Raw genomic sequence first — 14,276 nt, 5'->3', positions numbered from 1 at the left:
AAGCGGGTAAATTTGACGTCGTGTTTTGCGACGCGCCCTGCACAGGCAGCGGCACATGGCGCCGTGCGCCGGATGCGAAATGGCGCCTGACGCCCGCAGACCTGGCGGCGGTGATGCAATCACAGGATGAAGTGCTCGCCGCGTCAGCCCCGCTTGTCGCGGAGGCAGGGCTGTTGGTTTATGCAACTTGCTCGATACTGGCAGATGAAAACAGCCGCAGGGTCAAAAACTTCTGCGATACCTATCCTGAGTGGCATATCATGGACGCGCATCAGGACCTTCCCGATGCAAATGCAGATGGTTTCTATACCTGCACTTTGCGTCGAGATTGATACAACCTAGAATTGCAATAAAACCTGTGCTATCTTGCGTTAAGCATAATTTAAGCGTTCTGCGTTTAAACTCGGTTTATCGTGTAGTGAGGTGTGTGCATTGCCTTTTGATCAGTCGTTTGCGGCAGAGCGGCCCAAAGTACCTGCCGGTTTGCCACCGATGATGCATCTTTTGGCTGCAGGGTGTCTTTGCTTTGCAGTGGGCCTCTTTATGCCGGTTCCCGCGCTTTATTTCGGTTTCGCAATCTGCGGTGGCATTTTGGTCGTGACAGCCGGTTTTGTGGGTCTTGCGCGCAAGCTTGATCGCCGCGCGGCGCAGCGGCTGCGCGCAATGGCGCATGCGATCATTGCGCATGACACGGGCATCGGTTTTGTCACGGATGGCGCAGGGCTTATCCGTTATGCAAATTCCGCGGCAAACGACCGCTTTGGCGCGACCGAAGGGACTGGCCTCGCGCAGGTGTTGGGTTCAATGTTGGCAAACCCCTACAGCGTGCTGACGCAGATTATTGCGCAGGCAGGGCCGACGGGCGCAAAAACAGAAGATATCGTCACCCGCGGTGGACATTTTCGTTTGCGCGTATTGGTCATGGGCGAAGCTTGCCAGATCTGGTGGCTGGATGAGCTCAGTGCTGGGGGACGGGCAAGGCGGGTGCTGCGGCAACCGACAAGTTTCCCGATGCTGACGGTGGGGCCAAGTGGTCAGATGATCCAGATGAACGATGGTTTCCGCAAGTTAGTGGGGCCGTCTTTTCGGGCCCTTGAAGACGTGTTTGACGAGCTGCCGCTACGCTCTGGCCATACCAATGGCCTGCGTGGAGTGCAGGGCCGGATAGACGTGATGCTAGCCATCACGGAAGGCAGCGATGAGACGCGTGATATCTATGTTCTTCCTGGCGCGCCCGCGGCAGCGACCCCTCCGATGTTCGAACCTGGCTGGGATGCGATCGAGAATCTGCCCGTGCCGCTGTTGAAAATTGCGCCTGATGGTGTGCTTTTGGCCGCGAACCGCGAGGCACGCAAATTATTGAAAATCGGCGCGACAGGCGGCCGGCACTTGGCGGATGTGCTTGACGGACCGGGGCGCCCCATCAACGACTGGCTTGCCGAAGCACTGGCTGGACAGGCGGGACATGTGTCACAGTTTCTGCATGGGCGCGGCGACAAACAAGATACCTTTGTCCAGGTGACGCTGAATACGGCCGGTTGCCCCGATGACCTGCATGTGATTGCTGTGTTGAATGATATTACAGAATTAAAGTCACTTGAGGCACAATTCGTCCAAAGCCAGAAGATGCAAGCGATTGGCCAGCTTGCAGGTGGCGTGGCGCATGACTTTAACAATCTGCTGACCGCGATATCGGGGCATTGTGAACTTTTGCTCTGCAATCACGATGAACATGACAGTGACTATAGCGATCTGATCCAGATCCATCAGAATACCAACCGTGCCGCAAGCCTTGTTGGCCAACTGCTTGCGTTTTCGCGCAAGCAAACCCTGCAGCCCGAGGCGCTTGATCTGCGCGATACGCTGTCAGACCTGACGCATTTATTGAATCGTCTTGTGGGTGAGAAAGTGTCGCTCAAGCTGGACCATGACAATCAATTGGCGCGGATCAAGGCCGACAAGCGCCAGCTCGAGCAGGTATTGATGAACCTTGTGGTGAATGCGCGCGATGCGATGCAGGGTGCGGGTGAAATCCGTGTCGTGACGAAAAATACACACCTCAAGAGCGCGTTGCACCGTGACCGCGCGACGGTGCCGCCGGGTGACTATGTCTTGGTCAAAGTGATTGACGAAGGGCATGGTATTCCGAGTGACAAGCTGGAAAAGATCTTTGAACCATTTGTGACGACCAAACGGGTGGGTGAGGGAACGGGGCTTGGGTTATCCACGGCCTACGGAATCGTGAAACAGTCTGGCGGCTATATCTTTGTGGATAGTGAGGTCGGGGTCGGGGCCACGTTTTCATTGCTGTTTCCAAGTTACATCCCGACAGAAGAATTTGTCGCACCTACGGCACCGGTCGTGACCCAGCCCATCAAAACCAGTGCCGACGGCGTCGTCCTGTTGGTCGAGGACGAGGCCCCTGTGCGCGCTTTCGCCGCCCGCGCCTTGCGTTTGCGTGGCTATACCGTTCTGGAAGCGGATTGCGCCGAGGCCGCTTTGGCGCTTTTGGAAAACGAGGAACTACACATCGACATCTTCGTGACTGACGTGATTATGCCCGGTCAGGATGGCCCGACCTGGGTGCGCAAGGCACTTCTGCAACGCCCGCAAACAAGGGTGGTTTTCGTGTCCGGCTATCCTGAAGACGCCTTTGATGATGGCCAGCCAGAGGTGCTTGGCGCCGCATTCCTGCCCAAGCCGTTCTCGCTCAAGGCTCTGACCGATACGGTGCAGGAACAGCTTCAGGGGTTACCAACCCTAGAGCATGCCTGAGGTGTTTCGTGATCCGGTCTACCGCCCGAGCGCGACCAGATGCGCCGCTGATCCGGTAAGGGCGGCGTAGTCGTCTTCGATCACATGGACCGCAAAGTTGCTCATGAAGCCTGCAAAGCGGCCTTTGTCGCGGAAGGCGTCACCAAAGCCGAATAGTGTCAGATGCGGCGCAAAGGCCCGCGCCACACCCCCAACCAGATACACCCCGCCAAATGGCAGCTGGATCAGCGAGAGGTTGCCACAAACGGTGCCAAGGATCCGCGTGAAAAGCTGGGCCGCTTCAACGGCGCGGGTATCTGAGCCGTCGGCACAAGCGGTCATGATCTCTTGTGCGCTGCGTTCCCTCGGATCATCGGCCTCACGCCCGAGGAATGCATACACACGTTCAAGCCCGCGGCCAGAAAGGACATCTTCAACCGCAGGAAACCCGTGTGCAGTGGATACAAACTGGCACAGACGCAATTCCATCTCGTTGCGGATCGGCAGGTTCGCGTGGCCGCTTTCGGATGGCGTCACAATGCGCCCGTGTTCAAGATCGTAGACCGGTGCCGCGTTAAAGCCGGTGCCGATACCGACGACAAGCTTTGCCGCATTCTGACCGCTGTCAGGTCCTTGCAGAATCGTGCGGATATTCGCCGGATCAATGTGCCCCAAGGCATGGCCCTGCGCTTGCAAATCATTCAGGATTGCGACGGTTTCCGCCTTGGTGGCGCGCGCCAGCGTGTCCTTGTCGATTGTCCAGTCAAGGTTCGTCATCGTGGCGCGCCCATCGCGCACCGGGCCTGCCACAGCGACACAAGCCGCAATCGGATCAACCCCGCCTTCGTCTTCGATGTAGCGGCGCAGCACGCTCTCAAGCCCGGGAAATTCACTGTTGCGATAGCGCCGGATCGTGCTGTCGATGATCTTGCGCCCTTCGGCCAAGGCCACGCGCGTGTTGGTGCCGCCGATATCGGCAACCAGTGAATAGGTATCTGCGGGATGTCCCATGGTGTTCCTTATCGCGCAATCGCGGATTTGAGCGCGTGATAGGATGCTTTCGGTGTGCGCTTCAAGGTCTCAAAATCCACGTGAATGATGCCGAACCGCTTTTCATAGCCGAAGGCCCATTCGTAATTGTCCAGCAGTGACCAGTAAAAGAAGCCCTGCACATTCGCGCCGGCATCAATGGCGCGTTTCGTTGCCATGACGTGATCATTGATGAATTTCGTACGTTCCGGATCGGACACGGCGCCATTTTCAAGATGATCATCCCAGGCCATGCCATTTTCCGTCACAAAGATGGGCAAATCGCCAACATAGTCCTGCGATAGCCGCGTCAGGAAGGATTGCAGACCGTCAGGATAGATCTCCCACCCCATCTGGGTCTTGTCACCGGGGCCTTCCTCGGATGCAACATGCGGCCAAACCATGCTGGCATCTTGGGTGACTTTGTGGCGGGTGTAGTAGTTGACGCCAAGAAAATCGATCGGTTGGCTGATCTGTGCCATGTCGTCTTGCCAACCCGCCGGCATATGCGGAGCGAGACCCGCCAGCGCCTCTTCGGGGTAGGTGCCTTTGGTGACGGCTTCGATGAACCAACGGTTATTGATTGCGTCCATCGTGGCGGCGGCCTTTGCGGCCTCCGGTGTGGCGTCCTTGGGGTCGGTATGGTCAAAGTTGAGCACGATCCCACAATTTTTCATTCCCTTGCCGCGCAGCCGCGTCATCGCCTCACCATGGGCGAGATTGATGTGGTGCATCGCGCGCGCGGCGGCGCGGATGTCCTTGAGGCCCGGCGCATGGTGGCCCAGAAAATGCGACAGATAAGAGACGCACCATGGCTCGTTGATCGTGGCGATCGCATGAATACGGTCGCCAATCCGGTCGGTGATGACATCAGTGAAATCGCCAAAGTATTTGCAGGTGTCACGGTTCATCCACCCGCCCTGATCGGCCAGGGCACTGGGCAGTTCCCAGTGATACAGCGTCTGGAACGGCTGCAGGCCACGTTCCAGCATGGCATCGACCAAGCGGTCATAGAAATCGAGACCCGCGGGGTTGGGCCTGCGCCCGTCAGGCATGACCCGCGCCCATGAGGTGGAAAAACGGTAGGCGTCCATGCCGGCGTCCTTGAGCAGATCAAGGTCTTCGGCAAAGCGGTGATAGTGGTCGCAAGCCAAGGCACCGTCTTCGGCGCGCACCACATTGCCGGGGCCTGCAGCAAAAGTATCCCAATGGGTCGGGCCAGCACCGCCGAATTTATGGCCCTCGATCTGGTAAGCTGCGGTTGCAGCCCCAAAGACGAAACCTTGGGGGAAATCTGCGCGTTTGAAGTCCATGTTAGTCCTTTCGCGGGGCGGGGCCGGTGGAATATCCGACCACCAGTTCCGCCTCTAGCAGTTTGGTTTGTGGCGGGCGTGCGGGGTTCTCGATCGCGTCGAGCAGCATCTGTGCGAGCTGGCGGCCTGCTTCGCGCACCGAGGACCTTGTGGCGGTAAAGATCGGGGTCTCGCCGCCGTTCTTAAGATACGACAACACATCGTCATGGCTGATCACCGAGACATCCTTGCCCATGACCAGCCCCTTTTCCTCGATCGCGCGGCGCACGCCAAGGGCGCTGATCATCGAAGAGCAAATGATTGCGGTTGGCGCGTCATCAAGCGTCAGCATCTGGCGTGCGCTGACATAGCCGAAATCCTCGGTCATTTCACCCGACCGCATCAAGGCCGGATCTAGGCCGACACCATGTTCGACCAGCGATACGGTATAGCCGTTGCGCCTCCGATGGGCAAAATCCATGAATTCGAGGCCGTTCACCAAGCCGATGCGCTGATGCCCGAGATCAAACAAAAAGTCGGTGGCACGTTTGAATGCATTGCGGTTGTTCATATCGAGCCACGCATAGGGCGTTTCGTTGACCGAAGCACGGCCATGCACGGCAAAGGGGAGACCAAGTTTATGCAGCAAGGGAATCCGTGGATCATCCATGACGGGACCATGCACAATCACGCCATCAACCGCGCGCCGTGATTTGAGCCCCTGATAAACCCGCCGCTCGTCTTCGTCGGGGACAATCGACAGGATCATTTCATACCCGTTGCGCGAATAGGTCTCGCCGGCACCTGCGATAAAGTCGCCAAACACCGGGTTCACCATCTCGTGCTTGCTTGACAGCGGGATCACATGGCCAATGGCCAGCGCCTTGCCGGTTGCCAGCCCTTTGGCGCGGGTGGATGGGCTATAGTTGAAGGTGCGGGCAGCTTCTTCAACCCTGCGTCGCGTAGCCATGCTGACCTCGGGGTAGCCGTTCAATGCCCGGCTCACGGTTGTCTGGCTAAGCCCCAAATTTTGAGAAAGTTCTTTTAAATTCATGGGGTCAGGCGATATTCCAAAGGGCTTTCAAGCATGTGGTTGACGTTTGCGCGATCTGCGTAATTCACGCGTGTTGCCTGTTGACTAGCATGATTTCTTGGAAATCCAAGGTAATTTTAGCGCTAACAGTGCTGTATTGACAGATGCTTAAACTTGGCCGACTGTGAGCAAATCCAAAGCGCTTTGGAATTTTGATTCCTTAACGCGGAAGGGAATGATCGCACGAAAGTGCAAAAAAGGACGCGTTGATCTTGGCGCGATTGGGAGGAAATTCTATGATTACGAAACTGTATGCCAGCGTGGCAGCGGTCGCCTTGACTGCGAGTGCAGCAACTGCGGCAGGCCATCTTGCATTTACGCCGGGTGAGGGTGACTTCAGCTGGGATGCCTACAACGAGTGGGCAGCAAATGCGCCGGATCTGACCGGTCAGAACGTGACTGTCTTTGGGCCTTGGCTGTCACCCGAGGACGACATTTTCCGTTCGATGATCGCCTACTTTACTGAAGCAACAGGCGCAAATGTGACATATGCGGGGTCTGACGGCTTTGAGCAGCAGATCGTGATTGACGCAGAAGCGGGCAGCCCGCCGAATATTGCGGTGTTCCCGCAGCCGGGTCTTGCCGCAAACATGGCGTCGCAGGGCTTGTTGGACCCACTTGGTCCGGATATGGCGGCCTGGGTTGCTGACAATTATGCCGCCGGTCAGTCCTGGGTTGATCTGGGCACATATGCAGACGCCAATGGCGATGACCAGTTCTACGGCTTCTTCTACAACGTCAACGTCAAGTCGCTTGTCTGGTATGTGCCAGAGAACTTTGAAGATGCGGGCTATGAGATTCCGGACACAATGGAAGGCCTGATCGCATTGTCGGAGCAGATCATCGCGGATGGTGGCACACCTTGGTGCATCGGTCTGGGTTCGGGTCCTGCAACAGGTTGGCCAGCGACAGATTGGGTTGAAGACATCATGCTGCGCACACAATCCCCCGAGGATTATGATGCATGGGTGACAAACGATCTGCCGTTCAACGATCCAAAAGTGATTGAAGCCATTGAAACATTCGGCATGTTTGCAAAGAATGACGCAATGGTTGCTGGTGGTGCCGCTGCTGTTGGATCAACCGACTTCCGCGATAGCCCTGCCGGTCTCTTCTCGTCCCCGCCACAGTGCTACATGCACAAGCAGGCGTCCTTTATTCCGGCATTCATGCCTGAGGACGTTGTGATTGGTGAAGATGCAGACTTCTTCTACTTCCCATCTTTCGCGAGCAAAGATCTGGGTAATCCAGTTCTGGGTGGTGGTACATTGATGGCTGTGACCGACGCATCTGATGCGACAATGGCGTTCATGGAGTTTCTCCAGCAGCCAATCGCACACGAAGTGATGATGGCGCAAACAGGCTTCCTTACACCACACTCTGGCGTGAACCTCGACACATATGCAGATGCAACACTGCGTGGTCAGGGCGAAATCCTGCTGAACTCCACCACATTCCGTTTCGACGGGTCTGACCTGATGCCGGGCGCCATTGGTGCTGGTACATTCTGGACAGGCATGGTCGACTATGTGGGCGGTGCATCCGCGCAGGAAGTCGGTGATGCGATCCAGCAGAGCTGGGACGCGCTGAAGTAATCAGCCCAAGCTGACACGACATAGGGTCCGGGCGGGCAACTGTCCGGACCTTTCAGCGGCGCAACAGGCGACCGCAAGAGAGATACAGCGAAGGGGAGGGCGCTATGAATCCGGCATTACAAGGATTGATCACAATCATCATCGGGGTCGGTGGCTGCGTCGGCTACTTCTACGGTGCGAACCTGTTTCTTGATAAGGTGCTTTTCAAGGCCGAAGGCCCGAACGCAGGCCGGAATATCAACCGCGCCAATATGATCCGGCCTTGGGTGTTCCTGATGCCCGCCTTGCTGGCCCTGGGCCTTTATCTGGCCTATCCTGTCTTCGCGACACTGCGCCTCAGCTTCCTAGAGCGTTTGCCCGGCAACGAATACGCCTTTGTCGGTTTTGAAAATTACAGCAAGATGTTCGCAGAGCCCAAATTCATTGAGGCGATGCGCAACAACGTGCTTTGGCTGGTCGTTGTGCCTGCTGCCGCGACCGCTTTTGGTTTGCTGGCCGCACAGCTGACCGACCGCCTCAAATGGGGCAATATCGCGAAATCCATCGTGTTTATGCCGATGGCAATTTCCTTTGTCGGTGCGGCCGTAATCTTTAAACTGGTCTATGAGGCCCGCCCCGAAGATGTGGCCCAGATCGGTATCCTGAACCACCTTTACCTGACCTTTGGCGGCGATGCGCCTGTGCAGTGGTTGCAGGTGCCATTCTGGAACAACTTCTTCCTGATGGCCGTGCTGATCTGGATCCAGACGGGTTTTGCGATGGTGATCCTTTCTGCCGCCCTGCGCGGTATTCCAGAGGAAACAATCGAGGCCGCGGTCATTGACGGCGCGAACCCGTTCCAGATTTTCTTCAAGATCAAAGTGCCGCAGATCATGTCCACCATCGTGGTGGTCTGGACAACAATTACGATTGCCACGCTCAAGGTCTTTGACATCGTTTTTGCCATGACCAACGGCCAGTGGGAAACACAGGTTTTGGCCAATTACATGTACGACAAACTGTTCCGCGCCAACGATTGGGGCATGGGCTCGGCCTCGGCGATGATTATCATGCTGATGGTGACGCCGATCCTTGTGTGGAACGTCTATAACGCACGCAAGGAGATGCAGTAATGGATGCGATTGCAGGACGTAAGCCCGCCGTCGTATGGGCGCTGAATATCTCGGTCGTGGCCCTCGTGGTGCTCTGGTTGTTCCCGACTTTGGGGCTTTTGGTGTCGTCGTTCCGTACCGGTGACCAGATCACAGCCTCGGGCTGGTGGTCGTCATTCCTGCCCGCCGAGCAAACGATCCAATTGCGTGTGGCGGACCCTGATGAGGCCCGTGTGGATTTGGGCAACGGCCGTTTCATGGTCGAAGGCAACATCTTTGACGGTCGGGATTTCGAGGGTGAGCTGCGGTCATGGGGCACAACGACCCGTAATCTGGGCGCGTTTCAGCCCGGTGATGTGAACGATATGGGCGATGGTGAGACGCTCACATTGCAGGCCGACGGGGCCTACGTCTGGGAAGGCAATGATGAACAGATCAGTGGCCGCGCCCAGCGGGTGTTCCTTGATGTCACGACGCCGCCGGATTTCACGCTCGATAACTACAGCTTCGTGCTCTTTGATGAGGATAACTCGGAAGGCATGGCCAAGGCGTTTATGAACACGCTCACGGTTGTGATCCCTGCAACGATTATCCCGATCCTGATTGCGGCCTTTGCAGCCTATGCGCTGGCATGGATGGATTTTCCGGGGCGCGCCCTGCTGATTGCGATCATCGTGGGCCTTCTGGTCGTGCCGCTGCAATTGGCGCTTATTCCGCTTTTGTCGCTGCACAATGCGATTGGTCTTGGCAAAGGTTACTTAGGAACATGGCTTGCGCATACGGGATTTGGCCTGCCTTTGGCGATCTATCTGTTGCGCAACTACATGGTCGGTCTGCCCCGTGACATCATCGAGAATGCCAAGGTGGACGGCGCGACGGATTTCCAGATCTTTACCAAGATTATCCTGCCGCTCAGTTTTCCGGCGCTGGCCTCCTTTGCGATCTTCCAGTTCCTCTGGACATGGAACGACCTTCTCGTGGCCTTGGTGTTCCTAATTGACGCGACCGGCGAAACGACGGTTATGACCAAGCAGATCGTGGAATTGCTGGGCACCCGTGGCGGTGACTGGGAAATCCTTGCGACCTCGGCCTTTGTGTCGATCGCGGTGCCACTCGCAGTCTTCTTTGCGATGCAAAAATACCTTGTCCGTGGCCTTCTGGCAGGGTCAGTCAAATAAAATCACGCGCCCCGGGCCAGTCCCGGGGCCACACTTACGCCCCGATAGATCCCGGACCAACACCGGGAGGGCATGGAATAGGAACGACACATTATGACGACGGCGCTGGCCAATAATACCGAAATGGCTGTGGACCACGATTGGTGGCGGGGGGCGGTGATCTACCAGATTTACCCGCGCAGCTATCAGGACAGCAACGGCGACGGCATTGGCGATCTTTTGGGGATCGTGCAGCGCTTGCCCTACATCGCGTCGCTGGGTGTTGATGCGATCTGGATTTCGCCTTTCTTTATGTCGCCGATGAAGGACTTCGGCTATGACGTCAGCGATTATTGTGACGTTGACCCGATGTTCGGCTCGATTGCGGATTTCGATGCTGTTGTCGATACCGCACACCGTCTGGGCATCCGCGTGATGATTGATCTGGTCCTCAGCCACACGAGCGACCAGCACCCCTGGTTCGCCGAGAGCCGCAAGGACCAGATGAATGACAAATCCAACTGGTATGTCTGGGCTGACCCCAAGCCGGATGGCACGCCGCCGAACAACTGGCTGTCGATCTTTGGCGGCTCGGCATGGCAGTGGGACGCACGGCGCGAGCAGTATTATTTGCACAACTTCCTTGTGTCCCAGCCGGACCTGAACTTCCATGAACCGCAGGTGCAAGAGGCGCTTCTGGATGTCGCGCGTTTCTGGTTGAACCGCGGCTGTGATGGCTTCCGTCTGGATACCATCAATTTCTACATCCATGATGCGCAGCTGCGCGATAATCCTCCATTGCCACCCGAAAAGCGAAACGCCAACATTGCGCCTTCGGTGAACCCCTATAACCACCAAGATCATCTTTATTCCAAGAACCAGCCCGAAAACATTGATTTTCTGCGCAAGTTGCGTGCGGTCATGGAACCCTATGGCGCCGCCGCCGTGGGCGAAGTGGGTGATGCGCAGCGCGGGCTTGAGATCATGGGCCAGTATACTGCTGGCGATGACCTGATGCAGATGTGCTATGCCTTTGAATTTCTGGCCGCCGATCAACCGACCGCCGCACGCATCGTAGATGTGATGGGGCAGGTGGATGAAAAGGCCGCTGACGGTTGGGCCTGCTGGGCGTTTTCCAATCACGACGTCGTGCGCCATGCGACGCGCTGGCATTTGCCGCCGGCAGCGCAGCGCATGTTTGCGACGCTGATCATGTGTCTGCGCGGGTCGGTCTGTATCTATCAGGGTGAAGAGCTTGGCCTGCCAGAGGCCGATGTCGCCTTTGAGGACCTGCAGGACCCTTACGGCATCGAATTCTGGCCCGAGTTCAAAGGCCGTGACGGGTGCCGCACGCCGATGGTTTGGGACACCGACAACCAGAACGGCGGGTTTTCGGACGCGCGGCCATGGCTGCCTGTTGCCTCCGAGCATTTACATATGTCGGTCAAGGCGCAAGAGGACGAACCGGGCGCCTTGTTGCACCACTACCGCAAGGCGATCGCGTTCCGGCATTCGCATCCCGCACTCAGCATCGGCGAACATGACCGCATGCAGGCCAAAGGCGATGTCGTCTATTTCACGCGGACCGCAGGCGCGCAGACAATCTTCTGTGCTTTCAACGTCAGTGAAACGCCATCTGATTTCGATTTGCCCGAGGGGAACTGGACGCCGATCGGTGCCGAGTTGGGCAGCGCACATACATCTGCAGACGGAAGACTGCACCTTGGGCCGTGGCAGGTCTGCCTCGCGCTCAAGACATAATTTCAAGGGGAGTGAGATATGGCTGATCTGATACTGACGGACGTTGCCAAGACCTATGGCGGAACAATTGATGTGCTCAAGCACATCAATCTGGATATCAAGAAAGGTGAACTGATCGTCTTTGTTGGTCCGTCCGGTTGCGGCAAATCCACTTTGTTGCGGATGATTGCGGGTCTGGAAAAGATCACGGGTGGGGAGTTGCAGATTGACGGTCAGGTCGTCAATGACGTCCCGCCAGCGCAACGCGGTATCGCAATGGTGTTCCAGTCGTATGCGCTTTATCCGCATATGACAGTGCGCGATAACATGTCGTTCGCGCTCAAGCTGGCCAAGAAATCACAGGCCGAGATTGACGAGGCCGTGAACCGTGCCGCGAAGATCCTGCAGCTGGATGATTATCTGGATCGTTTGCCGAAAGCGCTCTCGGGTGGTCAGCGCCAGCGTGTTGCGATTGGCCGCTCGATTGTGCGTGACCCCAAGGTCTATCTCTTTGACGAGCCGCTTTCGAACCTTGACGCCGCTTTGCGCGTGGCCACACGGATCGAGATCGCGCAGCTTAAGGAATCGATGCCCGACAGCACGATGATCTACGTGACCCACGATCAGGTCGAGGCCATGACACTGGCCACCCGCATTGTGGTGCTGGCCAACAAGGGCATTGCCCAGGTCGGCACCCCGCTCGAGCTTTATGAACGCCCCGAGATCGAGTTCGTGGCCCAGTTTATCGGCTCGCCGGCCATGAACCTGCTAGCCGGTGAAATCGTGGAAACCGGCGCGAAAACCGTTGTCAAACTTGCTGGTGGCGGTCTGGTGAAATCGGCCGTGCCGACGCAGGCATCGGACAAGGGTTTGCAGGTAAATGTGGGTATCCGCCCTGAAGACATGATTGAATCCTCGGGTGACGACTATGCCTTTGAAGGCAAGGTCAACATCACCGAAGCACTGGGTGAGGTTACCTTGCTCTATTTTGACAAAGTCGGTGACAATGACGCCGTCATTGGCAAGCTGCCCGGTATCCATGCCGATCTGCGCGGGAAATCCGTGCGTATGGCCGCAGCGCCGGAGAAGGTGCAGATTTTCCACAATGGTCAGTCGCTCTATTACAGATAAGGGTTCCTCCCGAGCGTAACGAGTTGCTTGTATCGCGCCGATGTGATCGCATCGGCGCGATTAATCATTGAGGTCCGACCATGCAAACACCCGTCAATAGGCTGAAAGTCTCCCTTCAATCCGGTCAGGTCCAGCACGGTATCTGGCTGACGTCTGGCACAGCTGTGCTGGCCGAGCTTGCAGGGAACGCAGGCTTTGACTGGTGCCTGATTGATGGCGAACACGGCCCAAACACGGTGAGCGAGATCCTGCCGCAATTGCAGGCGCTGGCCATCAGCGGCACACCCGCCGTCGTGCGGATCGCCAATGCCGAGCCGTGGATGGTCAAGCAGGTGCTTGATCTGGGGTGCCAGACGGTGCTGGTGCCGATGGTGGATGATGCCGAAACCGCGCAAAAGATGGCCCGTGCGATGCGCTATCCACCGGAAGGCAGCCGCGGGATGGGCGCAGTTCTGGCGCGCGCGACAGGCTGGGGCGCAGTGCCGGACTATCCGCATACTGCCAACGCGCAGGTGTGCCTCATGGTACAAGCCGAAAGCGCTGTGGCGGTTGAGAATATTGACGCCATTGCCGCGACTGACGGGGTGGATGGTGTGTTTGTGGGGCCTGCGGATTTGTCGGCGGACATGGGCTATCCGGGCCAGCCGGATCATCCCGAGGTGGAAAAAGCAATCGACCATTTGATTGCGCGCACTGTGGCGGCAGGCAAGATTGCGGGGATCATCACCTTTGATGAAAGCCGTTTTGCCGAATACGCCGAAAAAGGCGTGACTTTCCTGGGTGTTGGCGGGGATATGGCCGTGCTCAACACCGCCCTGCGTGGACTTGCAGGGCGGGTGGGGCGCTAGCCAATTTCTGACACAGAAATTGCCGTCAAATCCTCAAAGATGATTTGGTCACAGACTTTCGTGAAAGTCTGTTCTCAGCCGCGTTTGCGCCGCCCTGTTCGTGCACGTCCTTCGCCCTCTTTAGGGGCGACGCGGTTGAACTTGATCCACTCGGACCCCGAAGGATCATTGTCCGTCAGGAAGTTGGCAGCACGGATCGCTTCCATTTCCTTGCCCGCACGTGGCTTGGTTGAACCAAGGCCGAAGAGCGTCACGAAAGTCTCGTCGTCGATGTCTTCCGGCAGGATAATCCCCGCAGCCAGAATCTCTGCTTTCTTTTCCGCGATTTTCTTGGGCCCAATGGGCAGTGCCACAGGGTTCATAATGGCCGAAGTCATGCCGGCAGTCATTGCCATTGGCAGGAAAGCGTTGTTGATGCCGTGACGGTTCGGCAGACCGAAGCTGATGTTTGATGCACCACAGGTCGTGTTCACGCCCAGTTCTTCGCGCAAGCGCCGCACCAGCGTAAAGACCTGCAAACCGGCAGTTCCCATCGCGCCAATTGGC

The 14,276-nt window shown here is 57.2% G+C and carries 10 protein-coding genes and 2 pseudogenes; 8 read left to right on the top strand and 4 right to left on the bottom strand.

All coding sequences use genetic code 11. The features are described from left to right. A pseudogene (locus tag VGP75_RS03175) lies at positions 1–332 on the top strand (RsmB/NOP family class I SAM-dependent RNA methyltransferase); the annotation flags it as partial. 160 nt (positions 333–492) lie between these two features. After that, entirely contained in the window at positions 493–2,775 is a 2,283-nt protein-coding gene (locus VGP75_RS03170; RefSeq protein WP_414727763.1) for an ATP-binding protein, read from the top strand. Positions 2,776–2,793: 18 nt separating this feature from the next. Here VGP75_RS03170 and VGP75_RS03165 read toward each other — a convergent pair whose 3' ends face one another. Genes VGP75_RS03165 through VGP75_RS03155 form a run of 3 tightly spaced genes read right to left on the bottom strand, consistent with a single transcriptional unit; the run spans position 2,794 to position 6,129 of the window. Next, complete coding sequence (locus VGP75_RS03165; protein ID WP_327542270.1) at positions 2,794–3,765, bottom strand: glucokinase; 972 nt, start codon at positions 3,763–3,765, stop codon at positions 2,794–2,796. An 8-nt stretch (positions 3,766–3,773) separates the two neighbouring features. Then, a complete protein-coding gene (locus VGP75_RS03160) occupies positions 3,774–5,096 on the bottom strand; it encodes a GH1 family beta-glucosidase (protein WP_327542269.1) in 1,323 nt (440 codons plus the stop codon). A gap of 1 nt (position 5,097) precedes the next feature. Next, complete coding sequence (locus VGP75_RS03155) at positions 5,098–6,129, bottom strand: substrate-binding domain-containing protein (RefSeq protein WP_327542268.1); 1,032 nt, start codon at positions 6,127–6,129, stop codon at positions 5,098–5,100. A 275-nt stretch (positions 6,130–6,404) separates the two neighbouring features. Here VGP75_RS03155 and VGP75_RS03150 point away from each other — a divergent pair, with 275 nt between their 5' ends. The 6 genes from VGP75_RS03150 to VGP75_RS03125 all read left to right on the top strand — a co-directional run bounded on the left by VGP75_RS03150 (position 6,405) and on the right by VGP75_RS03125 (position 13,730). Continuing rightward, positions 6,405–7,763, top strand: coding sequence for an ABC transporter substrate-binding protein (locus VGP75_RS03150; RefSeq protein WP_327542267.1), 1,359 nt, complete (start codon positions 6,405–6,407; stop codon positions 7,761–7,763). A 104-nt stretch (positions 7,764–7,867) separates the two neighbouring features. Further along, entirely contained in the window at positions 7,868–8,875 is a 1,008-nt protein-coding gene (locus VGP75_RS03145; RefSeq protein ID WP_327542266.1) for a carbohydrate ABC transporter permease, read from the top strand. Further along, on the top strand, positions 8,875–10,032 hold the full coding sequence (locus tag VGP75_RS03140) for a carbohydrate ABC transporter permease (protein WP_327542265.1): 1,158 nt from the start codon (positions 8,875–8,877) through the stop codon (positions 10,030–10,032). The genes VGP75_RS03145 and VGP75_RS03140 overlap by 1 nt, the downstream gene beginning before the upstream one ends. 123 nt (positions 10,033–10,155) lie before the next feature. Then, a complete protein-coding gene (locus tag VGP75_RS03135; RefSeq protein WP_327542272.1) occupies positions 10,156–11,772 on the top strand; it encodes an alpha-glucosidase in 1,617 nt (538 codons plus the stop codon). Between the two features lie 18 nt (positions 11,773–11,790). Continuing rightward, positions 11,791–12,882 carry an ABC transporter ATP-binding protein gene (locus VGP75_RS03130; protein WP_327542264.1) on the top strand — a complete coding sequence of 364 codons (1,092 nt, stop codon included), beginning with the start codon at positions 11,791–11,793 and terminating at the stop codon, positions 12,880–12,882. 80 nt (positions 12,883–12,962) lie between these two features. Continuing rightward, entirely contained in the window at positions 12,963–13,730 is a 768-nt protein-coding gene (locus VGP75_RS03125; RefSeq protein ID WP_327542263.1) for an HpcH/HpaI aldolase family protein, read from the top strand. Between the two features lie 74 nt (positions 13,731–13,804). On the opposite strand, the pseudogene VGP75_RS03120 reads toward VGP75_RS03125, so the two are convergent. Beyond that, a pseudogene (locus VGP75_RS03120) lies at positions 13,805–14,276 on the bottom strand (methyltetrahydrofolate cobalamin methyltransferase); the annotation flags it as partial.

Source organism: Yoonia sp. (assembly GCF_036007805.1).
Classification (GTDB): Bacteria; Pseudomonadota; Alphaproteobacteria; order Rhodobacterales; family Rhodobacteraceae; genus Yoonia.
The sequence above is the reverse complement of the archived record's forward strand: the minus strand, read 5'-3'. Positions and strand labels throughout refer to the sequence as shown.

Coding starts and splice junctions, on each gene's coding strand:
- VGP75_RS03170 (WP_414727763.1), top strand. CDS start 493: ATGATGCATCTTTTGGCTGCAGGGTGTCTTTGCTTTGCAGTGGGCCTC.
- VGP75_RS03165 (WP_327542270.1), bottom strand. CDS start 3,765: ATGGGACATCCCGCAGATACCTATTCACTGGTTGCCGATATCGGCGGC.
- VGP75_RS03160 (WP_327542269.1), bottom strand. CDS start 5,096: ATGGACTTCAAACGCGCAGATTTCCCCCAAGGTTTCGTCTTTGGGGCT.
- VGP75_RS03155 (WP_327542268.1), bottom strand. CDS start 6,129: ATGAATTTAAAAGAACTTTCTCAAAATTTGGGGCTTAGCCAGACAACC.
- VGP75_RS03150 (WP_327542267.1), top strand. CDS start 6,405: ATGATTACGAAACTGTATGCCAGCGTGGCAGCGGTCGCCTTGACTGCG.
- VGP75_RS03145 (WP_327542266.1), top strand. CDS start 7,868: ATGAATCCGGCATTACAAGGATTGATCACAATCATCATCGGGGTCGGT.
- VGP75_RS03140 (WP_327542265.1), top strand. CDS start 8,875: ATGGATGCGATTGCAGGACGTAAGCCCGCCGTCGTATGGGCGCTGAAT.
- VGP75_RS03135 (WP_327542272.1), top strand. CDS start 10,156: ATGGCTGTGGACCACGATTGGTGGCGGGGGGCGGTGATCTACCAGATT.
- VGP75_RS03130 (WP_327542264.1), top strand. CDS start 11,791: ATGGCTGATCTGATACTGACGGACGTTGCCAAGACCTATGGCGGAACA.
- VGP75_RS03125 (WP_327542263.1), top strand. CDS start 12,963: ATGCAAACACCCGTCAATAGGCTGAAAGTCTCCCTTCAATCCGGTCAG.